Origin of the sequence: Bacillus sp. TL12 (assembly GCF_022625245.1) — a bacterium.
Classification (GTDB): domain Bacteria; phylum Bacillota; class Bacilli; order Bacillales; family Bacillaceae_G; genus Bacillus_A.
On record NZ_JAJJBY010000050.1, the window covers coordinates 1 to 16,316 of the forward strand.

The following is a 16,316-nucleotide window of genomic DNA, read 5'->3' on the forward strand; positions in this document are numbered from 1 at the left end:
GATCCTATGCATAAATTCTATTCCAGTAATCACTTTTTTAGCTGTTTGCAATGATTTTAATCCAAGCATATTGAGGTGCCGTTCCGGCGTATTTATCCAAGTTTTTTTGTATTACCCAAAATATAATTAGAATTGCAGAGGTGTGTTTGATGACTAATATCGTTAAAATCAGAGCAAGCGTATTTATTCCAATGTCTTGGACTGAACCTAAGAAGGATGTTCAAACGGGAAATGTAATCCAATTTGAGGGTGACTCACGTGAATTTACACCTTACGCTGTAAACGCTATGCGTTCTAGGGTTGAACAAGAAGTAGTTGTAGATTTTTACAAAAAAGAAATTTTCACATATGCGAATACGGGTATAACAACAGAAAGAATCACAATTCCTGATGGTTCCGTTAATAAGAGAACAGGAAAAGCTAGTACGGAAAATATTTTGTGCACTGATGTTGTATGGGGGGCAAATGACGTCAAATTTACAATGAGTGCAAGTGCTAGCAACCCATTAAATGTATATGCACCTCCCGTTGACTATCTATTAACTGTACATGTCAAAAAAGATGGTACTGTTGAGATTCAAGGTGCACATGATGGATTCCCTTGTTTTGAATTTTATAAGCAAGTTAATTTTGGTCCATTTGAAAAAATTTATACACATGATTTCAGAGAAACTGGTGATACACCTGAAGCTCTAGGTGGAGAAATGGAGTATAGTTTTAAAAAGATATTATAAAGAACAATACAATACCCTTTTTATTAAAGAAGGCTAACCTCCACTAAATCGAAGATTTTGAAGAGGAATGCGCCTTCTTTTTTTGTTCAATCATTCACTTTGGACTATATAGATATGGTTTTTGTTGCAACTGTTTGTTGAAATGCCTTATCATGCTCAATAATAACCATTGTGGGGTTAAATTGTTGAATAAGCTCTTCAATTTGCATACGCGAATAAATATCAATAAAATTTAATGGTTCATCCCATATATATATGAGCTTTTTCACATAAACTTTTAGCGATAAGCAGTTTTTTCTTTTGTCCACCAGAATAATGAGATATATCTTTCTCAAATTGAATTCGATCAAAATCCATCTTACGTAGGATGGATTTAAATAAAGTCTCATCAATCTCGTGCTCTTCAATAAAGTCCGATAGCGACCCCTTCAAATGAGAAGTATCTTGTTGGACATAGGAAATGATGAGTCCCGAACCTAAATTAACTGAGCCTGTATGCTGTATCGGATGTCCTATAATTAGTTTTAGGATACTACTTTTCCCGCTTCCATTTTTTCCATCAAGTACAATTCGGTCACCTTGTTCAACTATGAAGCTAATTGGCTTATTCACTATTTGGTCATCATACCTAACAGACACATCAGCCAAAGCAACCAATTCATTTGACTGAAATTTCAATTGTTCTAATTTTAAGGACTCAGTTTTCTCCACATTTTTTAGTAATTTTGACTTTTCTTCAATAGCTTTTTGTTGTCTTGATTCAAGGTTCTTCGCTCTCTTCATCATCTTGGCCGCTTTATGTCCTACAAACCCCTTATCTAACTTAGATCCTGAATTCCTTGTTCCATTTTTGGAAGCTTCCACTTGATGAGACCAACCTGCTGAACGCTTTGAAGCTTGTTTTAATCTCCCTATGTCTTTTTGTAGACGCTCATTTGTAGCCTCTTCGTATTCCTGCTGTCTATCAAAATTTAGCTTCCAAGAAGAATAATTACCACTTTGAACTTCAATATTTGCTCTATTTATAGATAAGATATGGTCAACGCATCCATCTAAAAAGATTCTGTCATGTGAAATTAAAATAAACCCTTTTTTCTTCCTTAGATAATCCGAGACCATCTTTCGTGCATCAGTGTCTAGATGATTTGTTGGCTCATCAATTAATAGAAATTGACCCTCATTCAAAAACAGTGCAGCAAGCAATACCTTTGTCTGTTCTCCATTTGATAATGTTTTAAATGGTCTGTACATGACCTCCGCATCAACATTTAAATAGGATATTTCACGCAGAAATTCCCAATCTTCTGCTTGGGGACAAATTTCTTCAAGGATTTCATGAGTAAACTTGTTCTTATCCGAAACTGGGTAAGGGAAATAATTAAATTCTACCGAAGCAATAATCTTCCCACTATACTCATGATTTCCTAATAATAAATTAAAGAATGTCGTTTTACCTCGTCCGTTTCTACCGATAAATCCCAGTTTCCAATCTGTATCTATTTGAAAGCTTACACCTTCAAAAATATTATCAAAGCTACCTGGGTATGAAAAAGTTAAGTCTTGAACTTTTATCATTGACATAATAATTCCTCCTTTATATATCGAAACTTTTCATATAAAGTCGGAACATCCATCAATTTTTTAATTCCTCTATATAAGTTTGATGGATATTAACGACTTATATAGAGCATTACATGTGTAACAATAGTGTCTGAATTACTCATTTTTCTCTCTCCTTTATTTGTTAGGTTAAAGTTACGGATTAATAAATATCAATTTAGCTTTAAGAGAATAAAAAAACTCCCCTTAGATAAACAGATTTTTATTTTTTATCTGTCTACCTAAAGGGGAGCATATCAACATTAATCAAAATGGATTCTTTTTAAATGGACAATTCATGTAATAAAAAATCCAATCCAAACTCATTTAAAATTCTTCGATTAAAGAGATAAAGCATCGCATCATTTTTATAAACATCGCAATTTTGTTCAAAGCTTCACGTCTTTCTTACAAACATCGTGACTTTATTTCAAACCCACACATATGCATACATCGTTCGGAACCTCTATAACTTACATAATATCGTTTGAATAAAACTCAATATTCTGTCAATAATGTAGATAACATAATAATTTCTCCGTCCCCCTGGAGAGCCTTGAGCAGTTAGCTTTTGTTAACTGCCCTTTTTTGGTTATATTCACCATTAGTAACTATCATAATCACACCTTATAATATAGAGGATTTATTATGTCGGGTTGTTATACCCATTACCTTAGGAAACTAGGTTTTTGTTTTGTACAAAATGAAATTTTTATTAATTCTGTAGCTTTTGAATAAAGTTTGATTAAATTAACTTAATAAACCTTGACAAAAGAGAAAAATAAAAAAGCGTGTTTTGAAAAAAAGATTGTTCAAAACACGCTTTTTCTATATTCAATTGAATCATTCTATTATAAAAAAGTTTGATAATTTTTGTGTTCCTTGCTTCATTAAAGCAACCTTTAATGGAATAGCCTTATTTCTAAAGCAATACCCATTAACTCGTTCAGTGATTCTCTGGCTTGTTGTTATTAAAAACTAATGGTCGGGCAGTCGGATGCCGCACCAGCCACTTACATCGCATTGGCCATACTCATTATCACCCACTGCTACCACCGTGCCGTCAGCTTTAAGACCGACGGTATGGGCACAACCCGCCGCTATCGTATCTTTAGGCCACCGTTTCACCTTTAACACCGCTTCTTTCGGTGAAATGTAATCCATGTTTTACCTCCTTGAATATAAGCAACTGTATCAAAATAGATATTTTTATCAAACTTTATTATAAATGATCTGACTTTTTTATAAAAAATAATGCAGTTAAAAGCAATTAACACGAGTTATCTACTGATAATCCAATCTATGTTACCGGATAGTGTTGTAGGTTTTTTTCTTTGTTCTAAGCATATATTGTCGTTAAATTGTGTGTGAACTTCAAAAAACAAACAAAACAACCACCTTTTGGCGGTTGTTCGCGTTATTAGATCTATCACTTTACTTATAACTAAGGTCTTTCTTCACTTGTACCTTTTTCCAATTTAGATTATAAGTCGTATTCGTTTTTTTCATCAATGAATCTGACATAATCTCATCAAAACTAGCTAACTTTTGACCTAAAGGTATTATATCCTGTGATCTATTTCTAACATCGAAAACTGAAGAATCTCTATAATTAATTAACCAATGCATAATATTTGTTTTATCAGTAGTTTTTTTACCTATATTCGTCGGGATTATCAGAAATATGTGATAATCATTCGGATCTCTACTATCTGTTGTTGAAGCAATATAATAGGTTCCGCTAAGATCCTTTTGTTTTTTATCAAAAGCATTTGGGCCTGCACAAAAATCTCCTTCACATCCTGTAACTGTTTCTAAATCATCCATTTTTGAACTATCCCAACTAACATGATTTAACTGTAAAAAACCATCTAATAGAATTTTTTCATCATGTGTTAATTCTCTGTCTTTGGATGCAGAACCATTTGTTTCATTTGAACAACTTGCGAATAAAACAGTGAACATCAACGCAATATATAATACTATTTTCCTCATTTTAAACCTCCTTTAAATTAAGGAATAAAATACTATGTAAATTTATGATTCATTCAATAAATTATAACTTTCGGTATTAATTAAAGTTTACTCTCGTCATATACCTATACCTGCTGTCTTTGCAGCTCATCCCAGCTTCGACCATACAACTTAGTGTGTTGTTTAGTCAGAGAAGAGTTATTAAATTTCTGTTCTACGGGAGGTTTCATTTTACAAATAAAAGCGTGTTGTAAATCACCACCAGCCCTTACAGATATAATCGCATGAAATCTAGGTAATCTTGTCGCATCTTCGATTGAAATGGTTGGCTCTAGTCGGTGTCTGGACAACTCAAATGTTTTCATATGATCGTTAGCAAATAGAATTTGTTGTACCCCACCCACTTGCAAATTTTCCTGCAGAGAAGTAGGAAGCTTATTCCAATGATGGAATGCATATAGTGCACCAAAGCGTTCTTTACGTCCTTCGGTACTGATTCTCCCCATCAGTTTCGTTAATCCTTCTGTTGTGTACTGCTCCGGTTCATTAAACACCATAAAACAGCCATTCTTCTGCTCTTCTTTACTCATAAGCATACGTGTCATGAATGTTTTCAATGTAATCCAATGGACTAGTGTTTTAGAAGCCAATTCTCCTAATTTACGATTAGGAATACGGATGATTATTACCTTCCCTTCCATCATCCATTTTGCAAAATTCACCTCTTTCTTTGCTTCCTGCGAGAAGATATCAAATAAAGTATCATTACCGAAAAAGTCGTCCAATCGATTTAAAACAGGATCCGCCTTACTTCCTAATTCACTATTATCCCCCAAGATAGTAACTCGTTAGCTAGTCTTTGATTCCCTTTATGAATCAGTTGTTCAATTACCTCAACGCGGTATTCCTCGTTTTCTATCATTCGTTTGATACGAAATAACGAACCTTCTGCTGCCTTTGCTGCTGTTTTCAAATAACGTTTCGACCGTGCCATGCCCTCCATATCTCCAAAAAAGTCGATAACTTCATCCGCAAACCTGCTCGCTCCTTTTCGTCCTAACTTGGTAATCACTTCAGTAAGGTCCATAGGTACAATATAGTTTTCATCGCTCAAATCTATATCAATCACTTTATCCATTGGCAAAGCATCACGAATTCCATCTGCCATACCACGTTCCCCTTCTTCCACAATTACTTCAGGGATAATGGCGCTAATGCCATGTTGTAAGCAGCTATCAACAACACAATTCTTAATAGCGGTATCTTTCCCTGCTCCTTGTTGCCCGATAAAAGTATACCCGCGATACAATTCATCAGGATGTTTAATAGGAAAGTAGATAGGTATAGTCTGATCTTTTAATTCACTTTCACCTATATGTATACCATTTGAATCACACAGAACAGTTGGTATATCTGTTTCTACTTTTCGTTTTACGCTCAAAGCATCATGATACCGTCGTTGTAATTCTACAGTTGGCATTTGCAGCGCGATTTTGGTCATTTCATCGGTAGAAATGAGATTTACATTCCCGTTCGCTTTCGTTCGTTTAGAAAGATGTAACGCATTTAACTCTTCAATGACCTCTTTCTTTCTGCTTTTCATGTTAATTTTAACGCCGTGTAGTTCGTTATTTTCGGCTACCTCACTAAAAGAAAGAGATAAGGTTTCTCCTATTGTTTCTCGAGTTAGGCGATCTTTTGAATGTGCGGCTATACGTATATGACTCTTAAAGACAGGAATATTTAACTTTTCACGACTCGCACTACTCATGTGACGTGCATGGATTTCATCTTCTAAACTGAAAGGTTTCTCAATGACTTTGTTTGTATTGTAGGATTTACCGCCTTTAAAGAACGTATTGGTTAGAGCCGTGAATACATCCGTTACGAAGAAATTAATCTCATTGACGAAACCACCTAATGCCTTTTTCGAGATCCCTATCATCATTTTAGAGTTTAATATAGCTCTTTGCGGTACTTTTCCCATTGATAACTTCTCATAGACCCACTGTGCATTCTTAATCCACTTGTGACGGTTTTCTGCTTCATTGCAAATACTTAACCTAGCAAAATCACCATCAAACTGCAATTCATCTATCGTATTCATAACGGCAGCGATAGGCGTTTTCTGTTCATTCATATTTGTGTTCAAACTAAAGATATCATGCTGTAGATACTTTAACTCCTGGACAATTGTATGCTCCTCAGGAACTCTTAGTTGTTCCGCAGATGACTCGGTTATGGTAACGTTCATCTTATTTTCTAATTTTCGCTTTAACTTTACTGCTTGATAGGCAGAAGTTGAAACATAAAACTCAATCTTTTTATGACCATTTTCTTGTTTAAAAATGACATCAAACCAAAAACAATCTTTTTCACGATATGTAAATTTCAACCCGTTACGCTCTAATCGAGTACCTGTTGTTTCATACATTTCGTACATTTTATAGATTGCTCTCCAAAGTCGACGCGTATGATTCGAGACATTGTTATGAGGAATGATTCGGTATACTACCATTTGGTTCTGTTCTGTTTGAAAGAAATCAGACCAAGATATCCCGATAAATCACTCTTTTATAAATTTGATAATCTCCACATTTCTGGACTAAATCCTTAAAGAATAAGATTACTATAATGTCTTAATTATCAATAGCAAGGAGTTTAGAGATACAAGAGAGTTAATATTATCTTCTGTTTTTTTCATTAGGCAACAAATCTGTGAAATTTGAATTCACATTACAATAAGGAGATTTTTTGAAATGAAACGAACAACTGAATTTGTATTAGGATTCATCGGTGGTATTTTGTACATTCTATGTGCATGTATTCGTAAGATACTGGTTTTCATTTGAAAGAGGGCTTCGACTCTCTTTTTTAGAGCTTATATTTCCTTAAAAGCAAATAAGACGCTAAACCGATCACGGCAGCGACTAGATTTACAATTATTAATATACTCAAAATTTATTTCTTTGTTTCCATACACCATTTTTTTTATCGTAAATATGATGGCCACTCATAAAATGAGCTGTATTACCAGGGATATTATATTTCTTGCTTTTTTTCTTATCCCTTTTCTTTCTCCTTTTTTCCTCTTTGATAGCTTGTAAATCCGCTTTCCATTGTTTTAACAATTCCTTCTCATTATGCATTGATTGATTCTCCTTAGAGGAGATTAAATACTAAAGAAATAACCTCTATATTTTATTTCCCTTTTTTCTCGAAATCTTATCGATGTTTCTAGAGTAAAACCAGCTTAATAATAACTTATTTTGATTTAGAAAGTTTAAGATATGCAAAGATGCATCAAAAATATAATTAATATTTTTTGTTGTAACTATAAATGTTACGTGTTAATAAATATAAATTATACATACAATACAAAAGCCTCAAAGAAGCTTTATTTGAAAAAAGTTTCTTGAGGGCTTTTATCATTTTCCGGCAGAAGGCTCCTTCCTCAAAAATAGGAAGGTGTAAAACACCAATTTTAGTGGGAGATGAATGTCGGAAAACGATAAAACACCACCAAATTCGAAGGTCGAAGAAGCGTATAATACACGGTGAAGTAAGGTTTGGGCAGAAATGTTATTTAGTGTATTCCGTAATCCACGCACGAATATTTGACTGACCATAGTATTTTCCCTCAGTATAAACGATCTCTCCCCCACCACACCTACTAGAAATTTCAGGAACATAGATTGAGTCAAACTATTCATCTACTTGTTTTACAATACCCCAGTGATTCCATTCATCTCTATCCGTTATTGTTTCAATATCATTAGGAAGCCGTTCTTTTAAACTCAAATGCATATTAAAAATATGATTAGTATCATTGACATATCAATTAAGTTGTGTCAAATGTAGGGTTATGTAGCTTGAGTAAATAAATATGCTGTTTTAAAGAAGCTATGGAGTTATTGATAAGCCAGAATGCTTTTGTAGATATGAAATTAACAAAATTCACAAATAAAATTTTAGAAATGACTGAAAAAGATTATGAATTGGATTCAAAAGAAATACATGTTTTCTTGCTGTACATGCAGCCTTGTGAATTAACAAAAGAGTTAAATGAAGAGCTGTATCAATATAACATGACATTGACAACTTCTCTCCTAACAAGAGATGAAACGTATAGAACCAAACTATTAACTAAGAAAGATAATCAGGATGAGTTGTTCCAGGTATTACATGAGAGTTACATAACAGTATAAATAGTATGAGTGTAATGCTATTATAGCGTTGCATTTTTTTGTTATGGATGATAAGTGGCTTATATAAGCTGTATATATAAGTCTTATATATACAGCTTATCATATTGATATTGATGTAAAATTGATATGAAAAAGATAAAAAGCCTTTTATAGAAAGGATTTTATATACACCGTATAAATAAAATGTATATATACAGCGTATATAGAGCTTGTTATTTAATATGTGAGTTTCATGTTAACGTTTTATGCTGTTTTTTGAGAGATAGGTTCACTTAATATAGTAATGTTAGTGAAATGTATTCTATTAAGAGTTTAGAATGTGAATCACATGAAATATAAGATTAATATAGTATATATACGCTGTATATATACACCGTATAAATAAAACCTTGTAAAATAAAGGTTTTTCTAACAATTAGATTTATAAGTTCTATATATAAGTTTTATATAGAATGACTTGATATACGCCTTATAATGATGTACTATGTTTCTAGGAATAATTAACCAATGGCTTAAGGGGGGGACAACTTGAACGAGGTTTTAAGTGAAAAGTATCAAACGATAAAATTTACGGATGAAGTAGTAAACATGTTCGCAGATATTCTTGAACAAGACGAGATACTATATAGTGTATTTCTATACATAGGAAACATCGTAAATAAACAATTTCAGGAAACCAGATATATGAGGGGCATATCCATTAATGAAATAGTAGAAAATGTAGTCATTGATAGGAGAGTAAAGAAAACAAAAGGAAAATCTTATTCATTAGAAGTTGAACGCACCAATATATCAAGACGTTCAGCTGAAATATGTGTTAGCACACTATCATCAATGTCTTTAATCTATGAAAAGGCTATGCACCCATATAAATTTTTAATCTCAACTTATAGAGGACAACAAGTACTTATTGAGTTAGGGAAAAGAAAAAAAGTAAATAAGGAGAGATAAAATAATGGCGAAAAATTTCTTGAAGAATGAAGTAGCAGTTAAGATGACGATGGTTGGTTTTGGTCAGGCTGGTACTAGAATGGTAGATAAATTTGCTGAATATAAACACACAGATGGAACATCAGTATATAACTGCTTAGCATTAAACAGTAATGATGGAGATCTAGCAGAACTAAAAAATGTACCAAAAAGCAACCAAGTGTCACTTAAATTAGGTGGTTTAGGTAAAAATCCTGAGCGTGCAGTAAAAGTACTTGATTCAAATGATGAGGCAAAAGAAAAATTAAAAGAATTTATCACGGAGCGTGTAAGACCATCTGATGAACTTGTGTTATTCTTTGCAGGCCTAGGTGGAGGAACAGGAACTTCTACAATCATTAAGGCAATTGAAGAGTTTTCCGCTTTTCATAACAAGCCTGTCATTAGACAAGAATTACAAAAAGTTGCGCAACAATACCCTATGGCAGAGATAAAGGCAAATCAAGCAAAATTTGCGAGAATCGCTTTTGAAAATGCTATTGAGCGTAAAGATTTTATTAAAATGGGGATTGTTGTAACACTTCCAGTAAGAGCAGATGGACCAGATGTACTAAGACAAGTTAATAAATTTTCTCAGGAGATTTGGAAACTAGCTAATGATAAATCAAAAGGTGTAGCATTTGTAGTATTTGCTGATAATCAGCATTTTTACGATGAATTTAAAGAGCTAAATGAAAATGAGAAGAAAGGTATTGCCAATTCACGTGATTATGCAAACCAGCGTATTAGTGAAATCATTCATGAGCTTAATACAGCTGCAAATGGTTCTGGAACATCTGTAATACTTGATTCTCAAGACTTTAAACGTATTTTACTTGAGAAAACAGGTTGCTTAGTAATTAATAAGGTTTCACGTAATATGAACCAGATTGAAAATAGCCATGCAATTGTGGAGATGTTTAAAGAATCCTTAAGAGGAAGCTCCTTCCATCATCCAATCGATTTGATGAAAAAAAATAATGATGGTTCTGTTGAGGCATCAAAAGTACATCATTTTGGTATGCTTGCTATCCTAGATGAACAAAAAAACATTGATGATTCCTTCATGGATGATGCTAAGGTAGAAGTTTCAAATAATTTACCTATAAACGGTACAGTTTTTAATGGATATTTAGTAAGCAAGAATGATTTCTTGGGAAGTGTATATACGTTTTATAAAACTGATGCATTACCATCAAGATTATCTAAAGGATTAGTTGAAGAGTTTAATGAATTTAAAGAGAAACAAAGTCAAATCCAGTACAAAAAGTCTCAAATTAGTACGATAGAAAGTATAGATGAGGACGAGGACTTAGGTTTTGGGTTCGGTGATTTTATCGATATGGGTAGTGACGAAGAAAATACAGAAGCTGGAGCTAATGAAGATGCTGAATTAGCGGACTTTTTAGATCCAGATAAGATGTTTGGTACTACAAAATAACAAAAAGTCTGGAGTTCGCTCCAGACTTTTTGTTATTCCACCGTATTCATGAGAGATTTCATATAATCAATGATATTATCATGTATGTACTGCTCAATGAAGAGTTGCTTTTTAGCTAAGTCTTCTTCTTTTTTAAACCATCCTACCTTTTTAATACGTTCCTCATCAGGTTTACTATTCCAGATGCCTTCAGCTTGTTTTCTTAATTCCTGGCGTGCTCTATGTTCAATAATGAAATTATCTAGTCTTTCTTGACGCTGACGTGTCTTTAAAGCTTCTGCATCTTCAGGCTGTGGTAGCTGTTTTAATATATTTCCTATCTTCTCTTCATACTGAGATTCAATAGTTTTTATTTTTTCTTCTATCTGCTTATTCACCATTTTTTCAATGATTTCTGCAGTTGCTTGAAGGTTTAATTGGGTAGATACTTCATTTGTTTGATTCTCTAGTGCTACTGGCCTTAAATCAAATTGATGTGGTAAAAGTTCAATAATAGCATCTAAAGACCACTTCTCATCCCTTTTTTGTTTTATAAAAAGAGCGATTTCAAGATCTAAAGTATTATAGAGCTTTTCGTTTGTGTTATGGGTTCTTAGAGTTTCATGTAGCCCTTTTTCTTCTAAAATATTGAACCAATTATACACTGTGTTATGGTGACGTCCGACTAATTTAGAGAATTCTGTTATCCTCCAAGCCTTTTCAAAAACATTATCGTTTAATATATCATCATCGTTTTTTTGATGGTCTCGTGAATCGCTTTTTTGATCAATCATTGTCCTACCTCCTTGAAAAAATCGTCAAATACACACTTGAATTGAAATTAACATGTGAACTAAAATTGACATGTTAATAGTTATTTCGATGATATCAATGTAAATACCTACTAACTTAGGTATTTACATGAAATGTGAGATCAACATATAACCAAGAGTGTATCAACAAAACATTGACTATAAATCCACAATTTATTTAGAGTGTTAATGTTTTGTTAACTAAAAACATATAAATATCAATGTTATATTAATGATAATAAGTGTATTTTGTGCTAGAAATATGGCTTATAGTTGCCATGAGATTAACATATTATATTGCTTATTATTAATGATAAGGAAATATAAGTGTTTTGTAAACAAATTATGAGGATATAATGACTGTCTTCTGTAGAAAATGAGAAAAGTAGATTATTAAATTCCAATTTCAATGTATAAAAAGATACAAAAAGGCAACACTACTAATGTGATGATGCTAGTAGCTTAATAATACTAGTAAGTTATGGATCTTTTAAATAGAATTAATGTTTATCTAGTCCCGTTATTCTTATAGATTTGTATTACTAGTATGTTCCCTGTTTATTTTATCATGAAATAGAATTTAGTTGGTTTGATGAATCGTATTTACCACGAGTAAGCTTATATAAAGCGCACAAAATATTATGAGTATGTACAGATAAGTGCTTATATGTAATTAAGTATGGATATTGTTTAACTTATAGCACGAACTTAACAGTTGGTTATAGGATGATTTAAGCAAATTAGAGGGATTGAGATCGATATATCAGATGCTTGGGCACTCTATTACCCCTAACACCGTTGAAGCAGACATTAACATGAAATGTGAAATTGACATGTAATGAATAGCATATCAACAAGACATCACTATAAAAACAGAATATGCTATCATTGTTAATGTCATATCAACTAAAACTAAATGCACATTAATGATAGTGAGCTTATTTTGTATTAGATAAAACAACTTAAAGTTACTATGAGATTAACAAAACAATCTGTACAGTATTTATAACAAAGAAAAATAGAGATCTATAAAGAAAATATGATGATATTAAAACTTTGTAATACCATTAAGCTAGATACGAATTGCTACACTGCTACCATAGTCTCCATCCTTAATGATAGTAATCTTTAAGGATGTCTTATCACAGTAAAAAACAATCGATCCAGTGCTTTTAGAACCTTTCATTGATAAGTTAGATGTAAAATTTTATAAATAGTATATTCGTGTATGGTAAGCATTTTTACGCAATTGAGTACTAAATATTATTCAGCCGGTGGATTGAATTTTACTTTTGTATATATAATTTAGGTTCATTAGAGAAAATAACATTAACATGAAATATGAAATTGATATGTAATATAGCTGATATTAACAAGACATTAACTATAGTGATGAAGGCCTCTTTAGTTGTTAATATTATATCAATGATAAATGTATAAATATTGATGTTTTTCGTTCTGTGGAAATTATATATAGTTGATTCTTGAGTTTTCATTAAAATTTAAAGTGATTCAAAACAGTATTTGATAATGATTTGTACGTTTTATAGTTTATTTAAACGAATAGCAGTAATCTACCAGAGGTTATTTGTAGAGAATGGTTAACACTTTTTTATTTAGTGAATTATTTATAGAGTATCTGTGAAGGTGTTTACTTTTTTACAACTATACATACTTTACAAAGGGCTATTCGTTTTATAGTTTTTTCGATCAGTGCTAATGGCCTATGATTTATTACGAGTTAAGAAAGATATCCTTCTATTAATATATTTATTAACTCTAAATCAATATTAGTTTGATAATTAAGTTACTGTTGATATGAAATTAACATTTTTTCTTTGTTTTCGCTAACATGTTAATGTCTGTTGATATGTTAATGCCAATTATCATACTGTAATTAGTAAATTTGTTTACAAGACATTGATATTTAATGGATTATTTCTCACTTAACACCTTTGTGTTTTTTTTGAAGTGAAGATTTCTTGGAAAACAGATATTTGTAAGCTATTAATATTTATTTTCTCCAATCGTATGTGTAAATATAATCGATTAGTTGAAGAATTTTGTATATAAGAGATTGAAAGAAAAATGTAACTTGTTTACATAATGATTATTATGGTTTATTTTCAATAAATAAACTCAGTATTTAAACTTATAATTTACATACTTAAGGTGGATGTAATTGGGAGAGGAACACGCATCGCGCAAGACTTTATAGTGCCAGTAGAAACAGCGTACTTTGTAGAAGTGAGAAGAATTAAATGGGCGGATCAATACAAAAGTGAACACTTAATCCCGAAACAAGCATACTTAGATAACGAATGGTGATGGGAATACAGATGTGGAATCCCACAATACAAAGAAGATAAAATTGATATTGGAGATATGTTGTATAGCGAGAAGTGCAAGGAGAAATCCGAAATTAAAAAGAGCAGCTAGCAAAAGCTAACTGCTCAACTCCAAGGCATCTCCAAAAGGGGGACGGAGAAAGAAATTTAAATGGGTTTTGGCATACAGCCTATCTAAAGTATTGACGGAATATTGAAATTTATTCACGGAGAAAAATTTATCATACATAAATTAAAACCTCGTTTAGAAAAAGCAATCGGTTCTAAGTTATCGCCAACCAGTATACTTTGTACCGATGCTTGGAGAGCATTTAAGACCTATTGTTTTATCATAATAAAGTTGCTTAAATGTTAATAAAGTCATTTGAAAACTTATAAAGTTGTTTAATTTTCTTGGTTCGTTAACATGACAGGATAGTTGATGAAGAATAACAATTAGAGGAATTTAATACAGTTTAAAAGAAATAATTTAGAAAATTTCTTTTAAAGGTGGACTAAATTATGTCTGAATTGATTTATCATGTGGCAACTACGGCCGACGGATATATTGCAGATCCAAATTACATTGCGGATGATTCGATTTTTCTTTATGAAGGTGACCACGGCCCAGACTTTTTATCTGATATTAGAGAATATGGAATTGCTTTAATGGGAGGAAAAACATACGAACTCGGATTACAAGATGGAATGAAACCAGGTGAGCCATGGCCACTTGCAAAGTTTGCAAATCCCAAACTAAAGCACTATGTTTTCTCGAGCAAATTGAATATTGAGTCGAATAAGGAAGTGGAGTTTGTAAAAGAAAACGCAATTGAGTTTGTCAAAACTTTAAAGCATACAGTGAATCAAAAAATTTGGCTTTGTGGTGGTGGTCAACTGGCTGGTTCACTCCTTAACCACGAATTGATTGACACACTTATATTAAAAGTCAATCCTGTCATGATTGGGGAAGGTATTTCACTTTTTGGTTCGAGTAAAAAGAAGGTTCAATTAGAACTAATGGACCTAAAAAAATATAAAAATGGGGTTATTTTGCCAAAATACAGGATTATATACAAATAAACTATTATGGTAAGCGAGGAATAATTCAGTTTTTTATTCATATTCTAGTTTTTTAAACGACTTTATTGTTACTGATTATGAGGAAAATGAGTACAAATCTTTAAAAAATAAACAACTATTTTGAACACCGTTCGAATTATTTGGACGGTGTTATCAGTGTTTATAAGGGAAAAAGTAAACAACTGTATTGTAACTCATCACTTATGCGAGTGAAAAAGGATTAGAACATTACCGCTTCAAATCAGATGGGAAAGAGCGAGTAAAAGGTCTTTATCATATTCAAAATGTAAATAATTATCACAGCCGTTTTAAAGGCTGGATGGACCGTTTCAATGGCGTGGCAACAAAATACCTCGACCATTATTTGAGCTGGTTTCATTTCTTGGACATTATCAAACATCGTAATGATAATACAACAGTAAGTAAAATGATTATTGAAAGTTGCCTATTCTCAATAAACGAAACTTATAATAAGCTCAGATTATCGAGATTTACCATTTAAAGGGGTGATTATATGATTGAAATAATCTATGATGTCAGTACCCTCGAAGGCTCTTGTTACATAGAGGTTCTCCCTGACAAGTATAAAGGTGAATGTTGGAACAGTTCTTCTATTTTCTTTACAGAAGAAAACTTTGGCTATATTATGCCTGCCTTTGAGAAGTGCTATAAGAAATTCGATTATTTTGCTTTCAATGAAATAGATACAGATACTTGGAAGATGATTATTAATGAATTGGAAACAATGAAACAATATCTAGCTAATAATCTTAATCCACAATCACTAAAAGATGTCTTAGGGTTTCCGTTCACCTATTCAGAGGAAGAGTTTATGGAAAACTATGATACAAATATAAAGCAACTTATCTCAATGATTACCGAATTCCAATCTTGGATAGATGAAAAAAGTATATCTACTAAGTTCATTTCCGTTTTAGGAATGTAATAAATGGGCTCAAAGGACTTCATCAGTTAGAAGTCTTTTGTAAATATTAAAAATCAATAATATTGTTTAACAGAGTCTTATTATTTGTTAGTTTGATGGGCCTCCATAAACTTAGATAAAACAGAATGATTTTTAGAATAGTATATTTTATAAATCGTGTTTTTAAAAAATAAAACCACTAAAAACATTAGAATGAATTTTTATCACCTTAACGTAACTAGGACAAGCTGTCTAGGATTTTTTC

General features: G+C 32.1%; 10 protein-coding genes and 5 pseudogenes. 8 read left to right on the plus strand and 7 right to left on the minus strand.

From position 1 onward, the window contains the following. The first annotated feature begins 149 nt into the window (after nt 1-149). Entirely contained in the window at nt 150-734 is a 585-nt protein-coding gene (locus LOK41_RS25200; protein WP_241818784.1) for a DUF3238 domain-containing protein, read from the plus strand. Nucleotides 735-838: 104 nt separating this feature from the next. Here LOK41_RS25200 and LOK41_RS25205 read toward each other — a convergent pair. The 6 genes and pseudogenes from LOK41_RS25205 to LOK41_RS25230 form a co-directional block, all read right to left on the minus strand. Beyond that, nucleotides 839-2,315, minus strand: a pseudogene (locus LOK41_RS25205) (Lsa family ABC-F type ribosomal protection protein). Nucleotides 2,316-3,329: 1,014 nt separating this feature from the next. Next, nucleotides 3,330-3,497 (minus strand): annotated as a pseudogene (locus tag LOK41_RS25210) (RCC1-like domain-containing protein); the annotation flags it as partial. 270 nt (nt 3,498-3,767) lie between these two features. Then, nucleotides 3,768-4,328: a hypothetical protein gene (locus LOK41_RS25215; protein WP_241818785.1), complete on the minus strand. Its 561-nt coding sequence runs from the start codon at nt 4,326-4,328 to the stop codon at nt 3,768-3,770. A 104-nt stretch (nt 4,329-4,432) separates the two neighbouring features. Further along, nucleotides 4,433-6,864: pseudogene (locus tag LOK41_RS25220) on the minus strand (ATP-binding protein); the annotation flags it as partial. A gap of 397 nt (nt 6,865-7,261) precedes the next feature. Continuing rightward, nucleotides 7,262-7,456 (minus strand): hypothetical protein, encoded by a 195-nt coding sequence (locus LOK41_RS25225; RefSeq protein WP_241818786.1) that lies wholly within the window; start codon nt 7,454-7,456, stop codon nt 7,262-7,264. A 342-nt stretch (nt 7,457-7,798) separates the two neighbouring features. Then, a pseudogene (locus LOK41_RS25230) lies at nt 7,799-8,232 on the minus strand (type IV secretory system conjugative DNA transfer family protein); the annotation flags it as partial. Between the two features lie 16 nt (nt 8,233-8,248). On the opposite strand from LOK41_RS25230, the gene LOK41_RS25235 reads away from it, so the two are divergent. The 3 genes from LOK41_RS25235 (at nt 8,249) to LOK41_RS25245 (ending at nt 10,925) form a co-directional block, all read left to right on the plus strand. Beyond that, complete coding sequence (locus tag LOK41_RS25235) at nt 8,249-8,515, plus strand: hypothetical protein (RefSeq protein ID WP_241818787.1); 267 nt, start codon at nt 8,249-8,251, stop codon at nt 8,513-8,515. Nucleotides 8,516-9,043: 528 nt separating this feature from the next. Beyond that, nucleotides 9,044-9,466, plus strand: coding sequence for a hypothetical protein (locus LOK41_RS25240; protein ID WP_241818788.1), 423 nt, complete (start codon nt 9,044-9,046; stop codon nt 9,464-9,466). Nucleotides 9,467-9,470: 4 nt separating this feature from the next. Further along, complete coding sequence (locus LOK41_RS25245; protein WP_241818789.1) at nt 9,471-10,925, plus strand: FtsZ/tubulin family protein; 1,455 nt, start codon at nt 9,471-9,473, stop codon at nt 10,923-10,925. 32 nt (nt 10,926-10,957) lie between these two features. On the opposite strand, the gene LOK41_RS25250 is transcribed toward LOK41_RS25245, so the two are convergent. Beyond that, nucleotides 10,958-11,698, minus strand: coding sequence for a MerR family transcriptional regulator (locus LOK41_RS25250; RefSeq protein WP_241818790.1), 741 nt, complete (start codon nt 11,696-11,698; stop codon nt 10,958-10,960). A gap of 2,190 nt (nt 11,699-13,888) precedes the next feature. On the opposite strand from LOK41_RS25250, the gene LOK41_RS25255 reads away from it, so the two are divergent. The 4 genes and pseudogenes from LOK41_RS25255 (at nt 13,889) to LOK41_RS25270 (ending at nt 16,072) form a co-directional block, all read left to right on the plus strand. Beyond that, the gene (locus tag LOK41_RS25255) at nt 13,889-14,044 is read left to right on the plus strand and encodes a deoxyuridine 5'-triphosphate nucleotidohydrolase (RefSeq protein WP_241818791.1); all 156 of its coding nucleotides are present in this window, start codon (nt 13,889-13,891) and stop codon (nt 14,042-14,044) included. Nucleotides 14,045-14,565: 521 nt separating this feature from the next. Beyond that, nucleotides 14,566-15,126 carry a dihydrofolate reductase family protein gene (locus LOK41_RS25260; protein WP_241818792.1) on the plus strand — a complete coding sequence of 187 codons (561 nt, stop codon included), beginning with the start codon at nt 14,566-14,568 and terminating at the stop codon, nt 15,124-15,126. A gap of 199 nt (nt 15,127-15,325) precedes the next feature. Further along, nucleotides 15,326-15,628, plus strand: a pseudogene (locus LOK41_RS25265) (IS1595 family transposase); the annotation flags it as partial. Between the two features lie 12 nt (nt 15,629-15,640). Next, nucleotides 15,641-16,072, plus strand: coding sequence for a hypothetical protein (locus LOK41_RS25270; RefSeq protein WP_241818793.1), 432 nt, complete (start codon nt 15,641-15,643; stop codon nt 16,070-16,072). Nucleotides 16,073-16,316: the final 244 nt, after the last annotated feature.

What these genes read in the sequence shown, in the direction of transcription:
- LOK41_RS25260 (WP_241818792.1), top strand. Translation starts at nt 14,566, where the DNA reads ATGTCTGAATTGATTTATCATGTGGCAACTACGGCCGACGGATATATT.
- LOK41_RS25225 (WP_241818786.1), bottom strand. Translation starts at nt 7,456, where the DNA reads ATGCATAATGAGAAGGAATTGTTAAAACAATGGAAAGCGGATTTACAA.
- LOK41_RS25200 (WP_241818784.1), top strand. Translation starts at nt 150, where the DNA reads ATGACTAATATCGTTAAAATCAGAGCAAGCGTATTTATTCCAATGTCT.
- LOK41_RS25235 (WP_241818787.1), top strand. Translation starts at nt 8,249, where the DNA reads ATGAAATTAACAAAATTCACAAATAAAATTTTAGAAATGACTGAAAAA.
- LOK41_RS25215 (WP_241818785.1), bottom strand. Translation starts at nt 4,328, where the DNA reads ATGAGGAAAATAGTATTATATATTGCGTTGATGTTCACTGTTTTATTC.
- LOK41_RS25245 (WP_241818789.1), top strand. Translation starts at nt 9,471, where the DNA reads ATGGCGAAAAATTTCTTGAAGAATGAAGTAGCAGTTAAGATGACGATG.
- LOK41_RS25270 (WP_241818793.1), top strand. Translation starts at nt 15,641, where the DNA reads ATGATTGAAATAATCTATGATGTCAGTACCCTCGAAGGCTCTTGTTAC.
- LOK41_RS25250 (WP_241818790.1), bottom strand. Translation starts at nt 11,698, where the DNA reads ATGATTGATCAAAAAAGCGATTCACGAGACCATCAAAAAAACGATGAT.